This is a genomic window from Klebsiella sp. C360 (assembly GCF_048822415.1).
Lineage (GTDB): Bacteria > Pseudomonadota > Gammaproteobacteria > Enterobacterales > Enterobacteriaceae > Klebsiella > Klebsiella quasipneumoniae.
Map to the genome: position 1 here is coordinate 53,385 of NZ_JBMEZZ010000005.1, position 15,366 is coordinate 68,750.

At 58.8% G+C, this 15,366-nt stretch carries 16 protein-coding genes; 12 read left to right on the plus strand and 4 right to left on the minus strand.

The window, feature by feature from the left end; all coding sequences use genetic code 11:
• Window positions 1-3: 3 nt before the first annotated feature.
• Window positions 4-1,020, plus strand: coding sequence for an Ldh family oxidoreductase (locus ACOI7D_RS15195; protein ID WP_085551426.1), 1,017 nt, complete (start codon window positions 4-6; stop codon window positions 1,018-1,020).
• A gap of 207 nt (window positions 1,021-1,227) precedes the next feature.
• Here the strand turns inward: ACOI7D_RS15195 and ACOI7D_RS15200 are convergent, their stop codons facing one another.
• Window positions 1,228-2,448, minus strand: coding sequence for an amino acid deaminase (locus ACOI7D_RS15200; RefSeq protein WP_109546678.1), 1,221 nt, complete (start codon window positions 2,446-2,448; stop codon window positions 1,228-1,230).
• Between the two features lie 76 nt (window positions 2,449-2,524).
• Window positions 2,525-2,671, minus strand: a complete 147-nt coding sequence (locus ACOI7D_RS15205; RefSeq protein ID WP_044525291.1) for a hypothetical protein — start codon at window positions 2,669-2,671, stop codon at window positions 2,525-2,527.
• On the opposite strand from ACOI7D_RS15205, the gene ACOI7D_RS15210 reads away from it, so the two are divergent.
• From ACOI7D_RS15210 to ACOI7D_RS15230, 5 genes are all read left to right on the plus strand, one after another.
• On the plus strand, window positions 2,649-4,088 hold the full coding sequence (locus ACOI7D_RS15210) for an N-acyl-D-amino-acid deacylase family protein (RefSeq protein ID WP_109546677.1): 1,440 nt from the start codon (window positions 2,649-2,651) through the stop codon (window positions 4,086-4,088). The genes ACOI7D_RS15205 and ACOI7D_RS15210 overlap by 23 nt on opposite strands.
• A 10-nt stretch (window positions 4,089-4,098) precedes the next feature.
• Window positions 4,099-4,491, plus strand: coding sequence for a RidA family protein (locus ACOI7D_RS15215; RefSeq protein WP_004204205.1), 393 nt, complete (start codon window positions 4,099-4,101; stop codon window positions 4,489-4,491).
• 102 nt (window positions 4,492-4,593) lie between these two features.
• Window positions 4,594-6,078 (plus strand): sodium:solute symporter family protein, encoded by a 1,485-nt coding sequence (locus tag ACOI7D_RS15220; protein WP_023291859.1) that lies wholly within the window; start codon window positions 4,594-4,596, stop codon window positions 6,076-6,078.
• Window positions 6,075-6,947: a 2-dehydro-3-deoxygalactonokinase gene (locus ACOI7D_RS15225; protein WP_072421110.1), complete on the plus strand. Its 873-nt coding sequence runs from the start codon at window positions 6,075-6,077 to the stop codon at window positions 6,945-6,947. The genes ACOI7D_RS15220 and ACOI7D_RS15225 overlap by 4 nt, the downstream gene beginning before the upstream one ends.
• Window positions 6,934-7,533, plus strand: coding sequence for a 2-dehydro-3-deoxy-6-phosphogalactonate aldolase (locus ACOI7D_RS15230; RefSeq protein WP_023291861.1), 600 nt, complete (start codon window positions 6,934-6,936; stop codon window positions 7,531-7,533). Before ACOI7D_RS15225 ends, ACOI7D_RS15230 begins: the two co-directional genes overlap by 14 nt.
• Here the strand turns inward: ACOI7D_RS15230 and ACOI7D_RS15235 are convergent.
• Both ACOI7D_RS15235 and ACOI7D_RS15240 read right to left on the minus strand, forming a co-directional pair.
• Window positions 7,530-8,393 carry a MurR/RpiR family transcriptional regulator gene (locus tag ACOI7D_RS15235; protein ID WP_032429092.1) on the minus strand — a complete coding sequence of 288 codons (864 nt, stop codon included), beginning with the start codon at window positions 8,391-8,393 and terminating at the stop codon, window positions 7,530-7,532. The two genes, ACOI7D_RS15230 and ACOI7D_RS15235, sit on opposite strands and share 4 nt — an antisense overlap.
• 70 nt (window positions 8,394-8,463) lie before the next feature.
• Window positions 8,464-8,997, minus strand: coding sequence for a GNAT family N-acetyltransferase (locus ACOI7D_RS15240; RefSeq protein WP_032454780.1), 534 nt, complete (start codon window positions 8,995-8,997; stop codon window positions 8,464-8,466).
• A 32-nt stretch (window positions 8,998-9,029) separates the two neighbouring features.
• On the opposite strand from ACOI7D_RS15240, the gene ACOI7D_RS15245 reads away from it, so the two are divergent.
• From ACOI7D_RS15245 to ACOI7D_RS15270, 6 genes are all read left to right on the plus strand, one after another.
• Window positions 9,030-9,860, plus strand: a complete 831-nt coding sequence (locus ACOI7D_RS15245) for a GNAT family N-acetyltransferase (RefSeq protein ID WP_032454781.1) — start codon at window positions 9,030-9,032, stop codon at window positions 9,858-9,860.
• A 99-nt stretch (window positions 9,861-9,959) separates the two neighbouring features.
• Window positions 9,960-12,725, plus strand: a complete 2,766-nt coding sequence (locus ACOI7D_RS15250) for a sigma 54-interacting transcriptional regulator (RefSeq protein ID WP_244341734.1) — start codon at window positions 9,960-9,962, stop codon at window positions 12,723-12,725.
• A 99-nt stretch (window positions 12,726-12,824) separates the two neighbouring features.
• Window positions 12,825-13,247: a PTS sugar transporter subunit IIA gene (locus ACOI7D_RS15255; protein ID WP_109546676.1), complete on the plus strand. Its 423-nt coding sequence runs from the start codon at window positions 12,825-12,827 to the stop codon at window positions 13,245-13,247.
• A 14-nt stretch (window positions 13,248-13,261) separates the two neighbouring features.
• A complete protein-coding gene (locus ACOI7D_RS15260; RefSeq protein WP_023319678.1) occupies window positions 13,262-13,732 on the plus strand; it encodes a PTS sugar transporter subunit IIB in 471 nt (156 codons plus the stop codon).
• A gap of 16 nt (window positions 13,733-13,748) precedes the next feature.
• A complete protein-coding gene (locus ACOI7D_RS15265) occupies window positions 13,749-14,528 on the plus strand; it encodes a PTS mannose/fructose/sorbose/N-acetylgalactosamine transporter subunit IIC (RefSeq protein WP_072422421.1) in 780 nt (259 codons plus the stop codon).
• Complete coding sequence (locus tag ACOI7D_RS15270; protein ID WP_023291869.1) at window positions 14,506-15,357, plus strand: PTS system mannose/fructose/sorbose family transporter subunit IID; 852 nt, start codon at window positions 14,506-14,508, stop codon at window positions 15,355-15,357. Before ACOI7D_RS15265 ends, ACOI7D_RS15270 begins: the two co-directional genes overlap by 23 nt.
• The last annotated feature ends 9 nt before the right edge of the window (window positions 15,358-15,366 follow it).

Sequence of the window (15,366 nt, forward strand, 5' to 3'; positions counted from 1 at the left end):
AGTATGGGGTCGGTAACTCTATCGTTACCAGAAGCTTATGACCTGGCGCTGGCGGTGCTCAGCGCCAATGGATTCAGCGCCGACCACGCGGCGGCCATCGCCCGTAACGTGGCTGCCGGGGAGCGCGACGGCTGCGCTTCCCACGGCCTGTGGCGGCTGTTGGGCATTGTCGATACCTTGCGTAAAGGTAAGGTTTCGCCTGATGCCGAGCCGCAGATCCACGACCAGGCGCCGGCGATTGTGCGGGCGGATGCCGGGGGCGCCTTTTCGCTGCTGGCCTACGAACGCGCGCTGCCGCTGCTGCTGGAGAAAGCGCGGCACAGCGGTATTGCGGCGCTGGCGATTAACCGCTGCGTCCATTTTTCCGCGTTGTTTGCCGATATTGAGCCGTTGACTGAGGCAGGGCTGGTGGGGCTGGCCTGTACGCCAAGCCATGCCTGGGTCGCCCCGGCGGGCGGCACCCGTCCGCTGTTCGGCACCAACCCTATCGCCTTTGGCTGGCCGCGGCGGGAGGAGCCGCCGTTTATTGTGGATATGGCGACCAGCGCCGCGGCGCGCGGCGAGATCCAGCTGCATCAGCGTGCCGGCAAAGCGCTACCGGAAGGGTGGGGAATCGACAGCCAGGGGCAGCCGACTACCGATGCCACAGAGGTACTGAACGGCGCGATGTTAACCTTCGGCGGCCATAAGGGCTCGGCGCTGGCGGCAATGGTTGAGCTGCTGGCCGGGCCGCTTATCGGCGATATGACCAGCGCCGAATCGCTGGCGTGGGATAACGGCGCGGGCGGTTTACCCTACGGCGGAGAACTGATTCTGGCGCTGGATCCGCAGCGTTTTCTCGGCGCGCAGGCACAGGAGCAGCTGGCGCGCGCCGAAACCCTGTTCAGAGGGATGCAGGAGCAAGGGGCACGGTTACCGGGAGAGCGGCGGTTCGCCTGTCGCCAGCAGAGTGAGCAGCAGGGGGTTGTCATCAGCCGTTCATTGCATGATGAGATTTGCGCCTTGCGCCAGGGCGGGTAAGGCGCGAATCGCCGTCCCCCGGGACATCCCCCGGCTTGCGCTACGCTTAGCCGGGCTACCGAACGTCGCGGGTTGTGTAGCCCGGGCAAGGCGCGAAGCGCCGCCACCGGGGCATCCCCCGGCTTGCGCTACGTTTAGCCGGGCTACCGAACGTCGCGGATTGTGTAGCCCGGGTAAGGCGCGAAGCGCCGCCACCCGGGATGCCTGTCAAAACAGCGTGTCGAGCTCGTCCAGCACGTTGTAGTCGTCATCGACCAGCAGCAACGTCTTCCACTTATCAAAGGTCAGACAGGGGTGCGAGGTGCCGAACAGCAGAATATCGCCGACCTGCACATCGCTGCCCGGCGCCAGGCGCAGCATACAGTGCTGATCCATGATGCCGATGCTGACGATCGACTCCGCGCGCAGCGCTAACTCCCTGCCGTGACGATAATGGGCGATCGGCTGCGGCAGCCCGGCGTCGAAAGCGCAGTCGCGCTTGCCGAAATTCACCACCGCACGATCTGCCTCCGGCACCGATTGCACCATTGCCATCAGCTCCAGCGCTGAAGTGAGATCGCCGGCGAGATCGCAGGCAATCGGATCGCGGGCGATCAGCGCTTGTTGGGCGAGATCGTAGATCCCGCGATCGTGGGTGATATAACAGCCAGGGCGAATGACGATACGGCAGCGGCGCGGTTTTGCCGCCGCCAGCCAGATGTTGCACACCACGTCATACCAGACGGTGCCCGCGCCGGTGAGAATAAATTCGCCGTCAACCAGCGGCTCCATGCGGCAGGCTAGCGCTGCAGCCTGTTGTAATAGCGCTTCCACCTGCGGTTGCGGATCGTCGCCGTGCAGGACCCCTTCATACAATTCCAGACCGCGTAGCCGTAGCCCCGGCAGGTCGCTGACCCGCTGCGCCAATGCCAGCGCGTCATCCACGCTACGACAGCCGCAGCGCCCGCCCGGCACGCCAAGTTCAATCAGCACATCCAGCGTTTGCCCCTGGGCGGCGAAGAACGCGGAGAGGGCGCGCACGTTGGCCTCGCTATCGACACAGCAGATAAAATCCACTGCCCGGTAGTGGGCTTTTAGCTGCGCGACCACCTGCATATTGGCCTTACCGACCAGCTGATTGACCATCAGGACGCGCTGGATGCCGCTGGCCATCGCCGCGCTGGCCTGCCAGGCGCTGCCCACGCCAATCCCCCACGCTCCCGCTCGCTGCTGCGCCTGAAATATCCATGGCGTCATTGTCGTTTTACCATGCGGCGCCAGCGATACGCCGCGGGCATCGGCGTAGCGCTGCATCCATAAAATATTATTTTCCAGCGCCGACTTTTTTAGCAGCGCGGCAGGCAGACAGACCTCTTCCGCCAGCAGATTAGCCGGCGCGGACATGAGGGCGGATTTGTGCGGAATGAGGGGTGCTGAATGGTATTTCATAACACTATCCTTTCAGGGTTTATAATCGGTGAGTTTCTGGGTATCAGTTATAAATATTTGATAATAATGTCTTTAATTAATGATTATTGTTTATTTTGAATAAAAGTATCACAAAATGATCTGGTTTTTGCGTAGTTTTCCACTGTTTTTTGCACTTGTAAATGGTTAACTTGTCGGTATGTCGAAAGGGAGTAATTGCTATGAAAGTTGACTGGCTTTTCAAAAACGTCACGGTGATCGACGGGAGCGGCGGGCCGCAATACCGTGCCGATGTGGCGGTGAAGGGCGACCGAATAATGGCTATCGCTCCGGCGCTTGACGTCGCGGCGGAGCAGGAGATAGATGGTCAAGGGCGGGTGCTGGCGCCTGGCTTTATCGATGTTCACACCCATGACGATATCAACGTCATCCGCATGCCGGAGTATCTGCCTAAGCTCAGCCAGGGGGTGACAACCGTGATCGTCGGCAACTGTGGGATCAGCGCGGCAACCGCCACCATGCGCGGCGAAGTGCCGGACCCGATGAATCTCCTCGGCGAGCAGCAGCACTTTATCTATCCCACCGTGGAGGCTTATGCCCATGCGGTAGAGGCCGCGCGACCTTCGCTTAACGTCGGGACGCTGATTGGGCACACCGCGTTGCGTAATAACCATATGGATGACCTGTTCCGCCCGGCGAGCGAGACGGAAATCGCCGGCATGCGCATACAGTTGCGCGATGCGCTGCGGCAGGGCGCTTTAGGACTGAGCACGGGACTTGCCTACGCCAGCGCCTTCCAGTCGACCACCGAAGAAGTGATGGCGCTCGCTGAGGAGCTGACGGCAGAGGGGGGAATTTACACCACCCATCTGCGTTCGGAGTTCGAGCCGATTCTGGAGGCGCTCGACGAGGCGTTCCGCATTGGTCGCCACGGCAACGTGCCGGTGGTGGTCTCGCACCATAAGTGCGCCGGCGCGAAAAACTGGGGTCGCACGAAGGAGACGCTGGCTTTCTTCGATGAGATGCGCCAGCGCCAGGAGATCGCCTGTGACTGTTACCCCTATTCCGCCAGCTCGTCGACGCTGGATATGAAGCAGGTCACCGATGAGTTCGATATCGTCATCACCTGGTCGGAAGCACAGCCCGAGCAGGCCGGAAAAACGCTGCAGCAGATCGCCGATGAATGGCAGGTGAGCCTGCACGACGCCGCGGCGCGGCTGATGCCGGCAGGCGCTATTTATTACAACATGGACGAGCAGGACGTACGGCGGGTGCTGGGTTATCCGGTGACCATGATTGGCTCCGACGGGCTGCCGAACGACCCGATGCCGCATCCGCGGCTGTGGGGCGCGTTTCCGCGAGTCCTGGGCCACTACTGCCGCGATGAACGGCTGTTTCCGCTGACTACCGCGATCCACAAAATGACCGGGCTGTCGTCGGCGCGCTTCCAGCTGGCGGATCGTGGGCTGGTAAAAGTGGGCTACTACGCCGACCTGGTGCTGTTTGACCCGCTGACGGTGCGCGATGTCGCCAGTTTCTCCGACCCGAAACGTCCGGCGGACGGTATTGAGGCGGTGATGGTTAACGGCGTGATGAGCTACGGCAGCGACAAAAAGATTATCGGGCGCGCGGGGCGTTTCCTGCGCCGCCGAATGAACTGAGGAGTGAAAAATGAGTATTAAACGTTATGGCGTAGAGGGCGGTACCGGTACCGGCGGGCAGCACCTGCCGTTCGCGCGGGCGGTGGAAGCGGGAGGCTGGCTGTACGTCTCCGGCCAGACGCCGATGAAGGACGGGGAAGTGGTGGAAGGCGGGATTGTCGACCAGTCGCGTCTGGCGATTCAGAACTGCGTAGATATCATGACCGAAGCGGGCTACACCCTGGCCGACGTGGTGCATGTTAAAGTGATCCTCACCGATGCGCGCTATTTTCAGTCTTTCAATAAAGTCTTCCGCGAGTTCTTTGGCGACAACCCGCCTGCCCGCATCTGCTGCGTAGCGGACCTGGTGGTGGATTGTAAAGTCGAAGTGGATGTGACCTGTTATAACGCTTCTCGCGCATAAAAAGTTAGTCACCAGAAATATAAACAGTCATTTTGAGCGCTGAAATAATTCAGCGCTTCGTAGCCTTTTACCTTTACAAAATTAACTGGCAGGATGTGAATTATGAATAGTCATGTCTTTTTAGTCGGCTTTATTATTTACGCGTTGGCCATGATTTGGCTTGGCTGGTACGTGTCCCGTCATCAAAAAAGCGGTGAGGATTTTTTACTCGGCGGCCGTTCTTTGCCGCTGTTCCTGACGCTGGGGTCTACCGTGGCGACCATGGTGGGAACCGGTTCAAGCATGGGCGCTGTCGGCTTCGGCTACAGCAATGGATGGGCCGGGATGCTCTACGGCGTGGGCGGCGCCATCGGTATTTTACTGGTGGCCTGGCTGTTTGCGCCGGTGCGAAAGCTGCGCTTTATGACCATGAGCGAAGAGCTTTCTTATTACACTGGTGGCAGCCATTTAATTAAAAACCTCGTCGGAATAATGATATTTATTGCCTCAATTGGCTGGCTGGGGGCGCATATTCTTGGCGGGAGTATGTATTTAGCCTGGGCGACAGGAATTAATCTGACGGTGGCAAAAATTATTATTGCCATGGCGTTTGCGATTTACGTCATTATCGGCGGTTATTCTGCTGTGGTGTGGACAGACACCATTCAGGCATTAATTCTGTTTTTCGGTTTTATCCTGATGGCGATTCTGGCGGTGGTTCACGTCGGGGGCTGGGATGCCATCGTTCAGGCGATGGATCCCAAGGCGATGAGCCTGTTTGCGGTCGATAAGTTGGGGACCATTCCGGCGCTATCGCTGGCGATGGTCATCGGCGTCGGCGTGCTGGCGACCCCTTCCTATCGCCAGCGTATTTACTCGGGAAAAGACGTCTCTTCGGTGCGGCGCTCGTTTGTCTATACCGGCGTGCTGTATCTGTTTTTCTCGGTGCTGCCGGCGATCATCGGCATGGCGGCCTGGACGATGAACCCCAATCTTGAGAACAGTAACTACGCCTTCCTGTTCGCCACCAGCTTCTTACCGGCGATCCTCGGGCTGGTGGTCCTGATTGCCGGACTTTCCGCCACCATGTCTTCGGCCAGCTCCGATGCGATAGCCGCCGTGGCCATCATGATGCGGGATGTCTATACCCTCGTGACCGGAAAAATGCCGCCGGCGCATAAGGCGATAACGCTCTCTCGCTGGATGCTGGCGTTCGTCATCGGCCTGGCGATGATCTTCGCCCTGACCTCGAACGATATCATCAGCTATATCACCAAAATGATCTCCATGCTGATGTCCGGGCTCTTCGTCTGTTCCATTCTCGGCCGCTTCTGGCTGCGCTTTAACTGGCAGGGGGCGCTCACCGCGCTGCTGAGCGGCATGCTGGTGTCTATTGTGGTTCTGGTTAAGGCCGACTGGCTGGCTTACTGGGGCAATCCGTGCATTCCGTCGGTCGTTGGCAGCTTTGTTTCCGCTATTTTTGTCACCGTCATGACGCCAGCCAGCAAAATCAGCCGTCAGCAGGCGCTGGAAATGATTACCCAGGAGCGGGAAGGGGAGGCGATCCCGGCGAAGACGGCGGTGCAGATCTCAGGAGAAGCACAATGAAGGATTATATTGCCGTCGACTGGGGCTCTACCCAGCTGCGCGGCTGGCTGATTCGCAACGGCCAGTGCGTCGAAACGAAGCAGCTGCCGCTGGGTATTACCCGCCTGAACGGACGATCGCCTGCCGATGTATTCGCGGAGCATTTGGCCCCCTGGCGCGGCGCACAGGCGCTGCCGGTGCTGATGGCCGGGATGATCGGCAGCGACGCGGGCTGGCAGGCGGTGCCGTATCTGGACTGTCCGGCGGCGATCGACGCGCCCGGGCGGCAGCTATGCGCCGTTGCTGAAGGCGTGTGGATTATTCCCGGCCTCAAGATTGAACAGGACGGGGATTTCAACGTGATGCGCGGCGAAGAGACGCAGCTGCTGGGGGCCTGCCAGCTGGCGCCAGCGGAGTGTTACGTGCTGCCGGGCACCCACTGCAAATGGGTCCAGGTGGCGGGCGGCGCGGTGCGTTATTTTGCCACGGCGATGACCGGCGAACTGCATCATCTGCTGATGACGCAATCGCTGATCGGCAAAGGGCTGCCTGCCCAGCAGCCGGACGAGGCGGCGTTTGAACGGGGGCTGGAAAAAGGGCTGGCGCAGCCGTCGCTGATTAGCGAACTGTTTGTCGCCAGGGCCGCCCGGGTGCTGGGCGGTCTGGCGGCAAGCTCGGTCAGCGATTACCTCTCCGGGCTGCTGATTGGCGCGGAGGTGGCGACCCTGGGGCAGCGTTTCCGTGCTTCTGCCGTCACGCTGGTTGGCGACCCGGCGCTGAATGCCCGCTACGGTCGGGCGATGAAGGCGCGCGGAATGACGGTTAACAGCTGCAGTGGCGATGAGGCATTGCTGGCTGGCATGGCGAGGATAATGCATGAACAAGATTAAGCTGGTGGCGATTTTACGCGGCATTCAACCCGCTGAGGCGGCAGATCATATTGAGACGCTAATCAATGCAGGCTTTCGCTATATCGAAATCCCGCTCAATTCGCCAGACTGGCAGCAGAGTATTCCGCAGATGGTTGCGCGGTTTGGCGAGCAGGCGATGATAGGCGCGGGAACGGTACTGCGCGTGGAACAGGTCGATTTTCTCGCTGAGGCCGGGGCGAAGCTTATCGTGACGCCGAATACCCAGCCTGCGGTGATCCGTCAGGCAGTGGCGCACGGAATGCAGGTTTGTGCCGGATGCGCCACCGCGACTGAGGCGTTTAACGCGCTGGATGCCGGGGCGCAGTGGCTGAAGATATTTCCGTCTTCTGCTTTCGGTCCGGACTACATTCGGGCGTTGAAAGCGGTGCTGCCGTCGGAGGTGCCGGTGCTGGCGGTGGGCGGCGTGACGCCGGAGAATCTGGCAACCTGGATGCGGGCTGGGTGCGCCGGAGCCGGTCTGGGCAGCGATCTTTATCGCGCCGGACAGGCCGTGGAACGTACCCGCCTGCAGGCGGAGAGGTTTATCGCCGCTGCCGGTGGCTAGTCGCCAAGAGGCTGGCGATCGACGCCGCCGCGGTGGCTGTCGAGGGCCAGCTTAATACGACGTAATTTGCCTTTTGCCTGAGTTTTGTTGGCCATCGCCAGTTCGGTGGCCAGCACATCGACCATCGCCAGCATCGCATAACGCGAAGTGCTGGGCTTGAAGATATAGTCGTTTTCCCGCACCAGCAGCGGCAGCACCAGATCCGCCTGTTCAGCCAGCGGCGTCCCCGCGGGGGTAATCGCAATGACCTTCGCGCCGTACTGGCTGGCAATCGCCGCGCTCTCGATGATCTCCGGGGTATAGCCGCCCAGAGACAGCACAATCACCACATCCTGCGGCGTCACCGCCGAGCTCATCATGCGTACCAGCAGACCATCGCTCTGACTGACGACCGGAAGACCAAGACGAAACAGGCGATATTGAATCTCCTGAGCGCAGATGGTTGACCCGCCGCCCATTCCAAGGGCGAGGATCTGCCGCGCTGCACTCAACCAGCTCACCGCACGTTTCAACGCCTCGATATCCAGCGCCCGGCGATTGGTCTCCAGCACGCTGATGATTGACTCATAGATCCCCTGTACGCCTTCGAGGTCCGGAACATCGAGGATAAACCGCTGGCCGACCGCAAGGGATTGCGCAAGCTTCATCTTCAGCTCACGGACGTCTTTACAGCCGAGCGCCCGGGCAAAACGGGTGACCGACGCCTGGCTGGTCTGAGTCAGACGCGCTATCTCGGCGATGGGTAGCTCCGCCGCCGCCGCGACATCATCGAGAATAAACTGCGCGATGCGCTTTTCGGTCGCCGTGAGCTCCACAAAGCGATCGGTAATACAGGAAATAATATCGATTGACCAGGACATACGGGTAGCAACAGGTAAGTTTTGATTGGTACTTTGTACCATATATCGCCGCTAAATTCAGCGCTGGCGTCTACAACGCCAGGCGCATGGCGCAGCGCGTCTCCGGCGGCAGTCCGTGCCGGGTCTCCTGTTCTCTTTTCGCCGCCAGCCCGGCGGGCAGGGTCAGCTCATCGAGTATGGCGAATCCCAGGCGGGTATAAAACGGCGCATTCCACGGCACTTCGCGGAAGGTGGTGAGGGTCACCGCCGGGTAAGCCATTTGCCGGGCGCGCTCGATAACCTGCTCCAGCAGCATCCGCCCGATACCCTGATGCTGCCAGGCCTGGTGGACGGCGATTTCGGCGATAAATAAGGCATCGTCGAGCGGTTCGGTAAGAATAAAACCAACCGGCTGCCCGGCGGCCACCGCCAGCAGACTATGTTCCGTTTCCAGATAATCATGATGGCGCGCAACGCTAATCACCTCGCTGTCCGCCAGCCAGGCGAGAGCGGGGATCTGACGAAATGCCTGAGCGGCGGAACGTTCAATGGCCGGCAGAAGGGCGATATCACTCTCCTCGGTCAGGCGTAATCCGGCGCCGGCAGTTATAGTGTTAGTTTTCATCACCTGAGCATAGCAGCCTTCGGGAGAAAAATATGGAGCTGACCGCCGTTCCCGCCACGCAGTTCAGCAGCGTGCAGTTAACGGATATTCTTAACGCCTGTTTTGAAGCCTATCTGGTACCGGTGACCCAGTCGGTGGAGGGATTTGTTCAGCGCTTTAGCGCCGAGGGGATGAGCCTGATCGATTCCCGCGTTTGGCTGGCCGGAGATGAACCGGCGGCGATCGCGATCGTCGCGCGTCGGGGGAATATGGCTCGCCTGGCGGCCTTTGCCCTGCGCCCGGCCTGGCGCGGCAAAGGTCTTGGGCGGAAATTGATGCAGGAGCTGCTGACGCTTCTGCAGCAGCAGGAGATCGAGACGGTTTCCCTGGAGGTGATCCGCGATAACCACGCGGCCGTCGCGCTGTATCAGTCGTTAGGCTTTACGCGGCGCTATGGGCTCTGCGGCTACCTGAGCGCAGAGCCTCTGGCTGCGGCGCCTGGCGTGTTACAGCCTTATCCGATCCTGGCACTGCTTCGACGCGCCGTTGAGGAGAGTAACAGTCAGCTCCCCTGGCTGATGGATCCGCTTACCTTCGCCACCCTGCCATGCCGCGTCGTGACCCTGGAACAGCGCGCCTTCGCGGTACTGAGCACCTCGGGCTCACGGCCTGTACTGCAGTTTTTATGGGTGGAACCCGCCGCCCGTCGCCAGGGGCTGGCGCAGGCGCTGCTGATGGCGCTGGCGCAGCAGTTCCCGGGGATCGGCACGTCAGTGACGGTCCCGGAAACCTTTACGCCGCTGTTTGCCGCGGCGGGGTATGCGCCGCTATCGCTGCAGCAGTATGAAATGACGATGGAGTGTGCGGCAGCGAAGTCCGCTTAGGCGGGAGTGTGCGCTGGGCCGCAAAAAACAGCACGGGGCGTCGATAAGCCTCTCTTTTGCCGCATCATATCTCTTCGTAATGGCGACGAGGGGGATGTAATGCGTAAAACGGAACTGTTGGCTTTTTTGCAAAATCAGACCGATTTTTTCGATCCGGATAACCTGAGCGACGTTTTTACCGCCAGCTGGCTGGCTCAGCGTTTCGCGATGCAAAGAAATACCGCCAGCCACTATCTCAATCAGCTGGTCGCCCAGGACGTGCTGGTGAAGATCAACACCCGGCCGGTCTATTTTCTGCATAAAAAAGCCTTCTGCCAGCAGTTCTTCCCCCTTTCCCGCAGCGAGTACGCCAGCATGGCGGAGCTGCTCGCAGAGAGTGACCGCCAGCCGGAACAGGCGGACCATTTTTCGTTGCTGACCGGGCATGACGGCAGCCTGCGTAAACCGATCGAGCAGATGAAAACCGCGCTGTTTTATCCCAACGGCGGCCTGCCGCTACTGATCGTCGGCGACAGCGGAACCGGCAAAAGCTATATGGCGGAGCTGATGCACGAGTTCGCGATCGCCCAGGGCCTGCTGGCGCCCGATGCGCCCTTTGTCAGCTTCAACTGCGCGCAATATGCCAGTAACCCGGAGCTGCTGGCCGCCAACCTGTTTGGCTATGTCAAAGGCGCGTTTACCGGCGCGCAGAGCGATAAAGCCGGGGCGTTCGAGGCGGCAAACGGCGGGATGCTGTTTCTCGACGAGGTCCATCGACTGGATGCTCAGGGGCAGGAGAAGCTCTTCACCTGGCTGGACCGCAAGGAGATCTACCGGGTGGGAGAGACCGCCCATGGCCTGCCGATTTCCCTGCGGCTGGTGTTTGCCACCACCGAAGATATTCACAGCACGTTTCTGACCACCTTTCTTCGTCGTATTCCGATCCTGGTCAGCTTGCCCGATCTTCAACACCGCAGCCGCGAGGAGAAGGAGGCGCTAACGCTGCAGTTTTTCTGGCAGGAGGCGCGGACGCTTGCCGCCAGGCTGCTGCTCACGCCGCGGCTTTTGCAGGTTCTGACGCAGTACGTTTATCGAGGCAACGTCGGCGAGCTGAAGAATGTGGTGAAGTACGCCGTTGCATCGGCCTGGGCCAGGTCTCCGGGCAGCGAGATGCTGACCGTGACGCTGCACGATCTGCCGGAAAATATCATGGCGGCGACGCCGGCGCTCAGTGAAGCCATGGGCCAGAAGGAGCCGCTGCTTATCGAGCCGCAGACCAGCCTGGTCTGGCTGCTGCGGGCGCGCGATCCGGTTCAGGGGCTGATCCATGACGTTCAGTGTCGGATTCTGGCGCTGTATGAAGCAGTGCTAAATAAAAAAACGGTCTGGGAAGAGGCGCAAAGAAGCATGGGGGAGGAGATTGAAACCCTCTTCGATCGGCTGATCTTTGATAACCAGGATGCCAGTAGCTCGCAGATGTTGCTGCTGATCGCCCATCAGGTACGGGAGGAGTATTATCGCCTGGAAAAACGCTTCAATATCCAGTTTAACGGCAACTGTCTCTACGCCCTGAGCCACTACCTGATCCATCGCTCCCGTCAGGCGGCGTCCACGATGAGCAATGAGAAAATCCGTCTGCTGGCGGATTTTCTGGCAAACAAATTCCCGCTGCTGTATCGCTTTTGCGAAGCGATCCTCGACGCGCTGGCGTTGAAGCTGGATATTGAGCCCCGGCGTATTGACCTGCTGTTGCTGGTGCTGTGGTTCCAGAAAAACGGCGCAATCAGCCAGCAGCAGGTGACCCGCGCGATTATTCTCGCTCACGGTTACGCCACCGCCAGCAGCATCGCCAGCGTGGCGAACCGCTTGCTGAAAAGCCCGCTGTTTGAGTCATTCGACATGCCGCTCGACGTGACGCCGGAGGCTATCGCTAATCAGGTGATGGCGTATATTGAGCGCCACGCGCTGGCTTCAGGGCTGATCATTCTGGTCGATATGGGATCGCTGAACGCTATTCACAGCCATTTTAATCGTCGCCTGAATACGCCGGTGGCGATTATTAACAATGTCTCCACCGGCATGGCGATGTACGTCGGGGAGCGGATTTTACACGGCGATATGCTGGAAGATATCGTCCGCGAGATCGGCGACGATCTGGCGGTTGAGCACCAGCTCTATTACCCGCAGACCGATAAACCGCGGGCGATTTTGACCACCTGCGCCACCGGCCTGGGCGCTGCGGCGAACCTTTCGGCGCTGTTAAAAGCCAGCATCCCTGAAGCGCTCGGCGTTGATATTGTGGCCTGCGATGTGGAGACCCTGGCCGACCCCGCGCGGCGGGAGCCGATGCTCAGCCGCTACGACGTGCTGGCGATCGTCGGCACCCTCGATCCGCATCTTGCCGATCTCCCATGGATCTCGCTGGATTCGCTGATCTCGGGGGAGGGAAGTCGCCCGCTAATGCGTATCTTCGGCGAACTGGCGACAGCGGAGCAGGTCAGTGAGATCAACAACCTGATCCTGAAAAACTTCTCGCTGCGGCGGGTGATCGAGTCGGTGACGATCCTCGATACCGCGAAGGTGATCAACCAGGTTGAGCAGTTTTTGCTGCGCTATGAGCATTTGGCCGGGTACGAGGTGCCCAACGAACGTAAAGTGGCGCTGTATGTGCATATCAGCTGTCTGATAGAGCGGTTAATTCGCCACGCTTCCCCAACCCATTATGCGGGAAGGCAGTGTCCGGAGCGCGAGCTGGCGACGCTGCGCGAGGCCTTTAGTGTCATAGAGAGCGGATATAGTGTCAAAATCCCCGCCGTAGAACTGTACTACATTCACGATATTCTGACGCGAGAAACGGAATTTATTCAGGAAGATCAAGAGTTTTAACGCTTCTCTCCCTTTTGTCCTTACGTTAGCCGACGCGCCACTGTTTCTGGCACGTCGGTTGCAATTAAGAAAGCAGTGGAATGCGCTTTCGAGGTAAGGATGAAACGACACTATATTTTTGCCAGCCACGGCACCTTTGCTAACGGTTTGTTGAACTCTGTGGAGCTGATCCTCGGTAAACAGCCGGATATTCATACTCTGTGCGCCTATGTGGAAGAGGAGGTCGATCTGACGCAGCAGGTGGAGGCGCTGCTGGCGCGTTTCCCGGCGCAGGATGAGCTGATAGTGATTACGGATATTTTCGCCGGTAGCGTGAATAATGAGTTTGTGCGTTTTTTATCGCGCCCGCACTTCCATTTATTGTCCGGGTTAAATCTACCATTAATTATTGATCTGCTTATTTCTGCAGCGGAAGAGAATACCGAAAAATTAATTTCTGAAGCATTAATCAACGCCAGAGAGAGCATTCAGTACTGCAATCAGACTATTGCCGGGGCGATGACTATGGATAAAGACTTCTGAAATGAGGATGCATGATGATTACGTTATTAAGGGTTGACCATCGATTACTTCACGGCCAGGTAGCCTTTTCCTGGACCCAATATGTCGGCGCCGATTGTATTTTAATCGCCAACGACAGTGTCCCTGAGGATGAACTGCGGAAAACCACCATTAAGCTTGCTAAACCACCCTCGGTGAAGCTGGTGATTAAAAATATAAATGATTCTATTGAGGCGATAAAAAGCGGGGTTACCGATAAATATAATTTATTTATTGTTGTGGAATCGGTCAATGACGCCTGGCGTATTGCCAGCGCCGTCGAGGAAATTAAAAGTATTAATCTCGGCGGAATTAAAGCCAAAGAGGGCAGTAAAAATATCTCTAAGGCGATTAATTTATTGCCGGAGGAAATAGAGCAGTTGCAACAACTGGTGGGCAAAGGCGTCGAGGTGGAGATTCGCCAGGTCCCGAACGATCGCAAACAGCTTTTTACGGAATGCGTGTGATTCCGGAGGACAGATTATGGTAGAGGCTTTCTTACTGGGTCTGGTGGCGTTTATCGCGCAATCGGAATATGCCTTAGGAACGTCGCTGATTTCCCGGCCTATCGTCACCGGGCTGCTGACCGGTCTGGTGCTGGGGGATGTGCAGACCGGCGTCATTATGGGCGCGACGCTGGAGCTGGCGTTTATCGGTTCGTTCTCCGTTGGCGCCTCGATCCCGCCCGACGTGGTGACCGGCGGTATTCTCGGCGTGGCGTTCGCCATCACCTCCGGCGCGGGCACGGAAACGGCGCTGTTGCTCGGCCTGCCTATCGCCACCCTGACCCTGATCCTGAAAAACGTTTATCTGGGGATGTTTATTCCGCTGCTCAGCCAGAAAGCGGACGGCTATGCGGAACGGGCGGATACGCGCGGCATTGAGCGGATGCATCTGATTGCCGGATTCGGCCTGTCGCTGATGCTTGCCACGGTGGTGACCGTCTCATTCCTGGTGGGCAGCAACGCGGTGAAATCCCTGCTCGATACGATCCCGGAATTTATTAAACACGGACTCAGCGTGGCCACCGGGATCATTCCGGCTCTCGGCTTCGCGATGCTCGCCAGGTTGCTGATTAACAAGAAGGTGGCGCCGTACTTTTTCCTCGGCTTTGTACTGATGGCCTATTTGAAAATCCCGGTGACCGGTATCGCCATTCTCGGCGCCATCGTGGCGGTGGTGATGGTTAACGTCACCGCATTGAGCGCACCTCGTACCACGACAGAACAAGGAGTCAGCGATGACGACGAAGATGATTTCTGAAGAGACCCTGCAGCCGCAGGAGCAGGAAGAAGCGCGAATTACGCCGCGAGATTTACGCCGGGTGTTCTGGCGCTCCTTCCAGATGGAGTTCTCGTGGAACTATGAGCGACAGATGAATCTCGCCTTTGTTTACGCGCTGATCCCGGTGCTGAAGAAGCTCTATCCGCGCAAAGAGGAGCTGGCCGGGGCGCTGAAACGCCATCTGGTGTTCTTCAATACCACGCCGCATATCGTCACCCTGCTGTTGGGGATCACGACGGCGATGGAGGAGAAAAACAGCCAGCAGAAAAATATGGATGCCAACGCGATTGATAACGTCAAAGCCTCGCTGATGGGGCCGCTGGCCGGGCTGGGAGACTCCTTCTTTTGGGGAACGCTGCGCCTGATCGCCACCGGCATCGGCACCAGCCTGGCGCTAAAGGGCAATATTCTCGGGCCGATCCTGTTTCTGCTGGTGTTTAACGTGCCGCACATTCTGGTGCGCTGGTGCTTTACCCGCTGGGGCTACGTGCTGGGCACCGGGGTGCTGCAGCGGATCCAGAAGAGCGGAATGATGGAGAGCCTGACCTACGGGGCGTCGATTATCGGCCTGATGGTGGTCGGGGCGATGACCGCCTCAATGATCGATATCACCATCCCTGTCTCCTTCGGGGCCGGGGAGGCCAAAACTCAGGTGCAGGACATCATCAACGACATTCTGCCCTGCATGCTGCCGCTGGTGAGTTTCGGCATCGTCTACTGGCTGCTGGGGCGGAAGGTTAAACCGCTCTCTATTATCGGCGGAATGGCGCTGGTGGGCATTCTGGGTTCGTGGATCGGATTGTTTTAACGGGAGTGA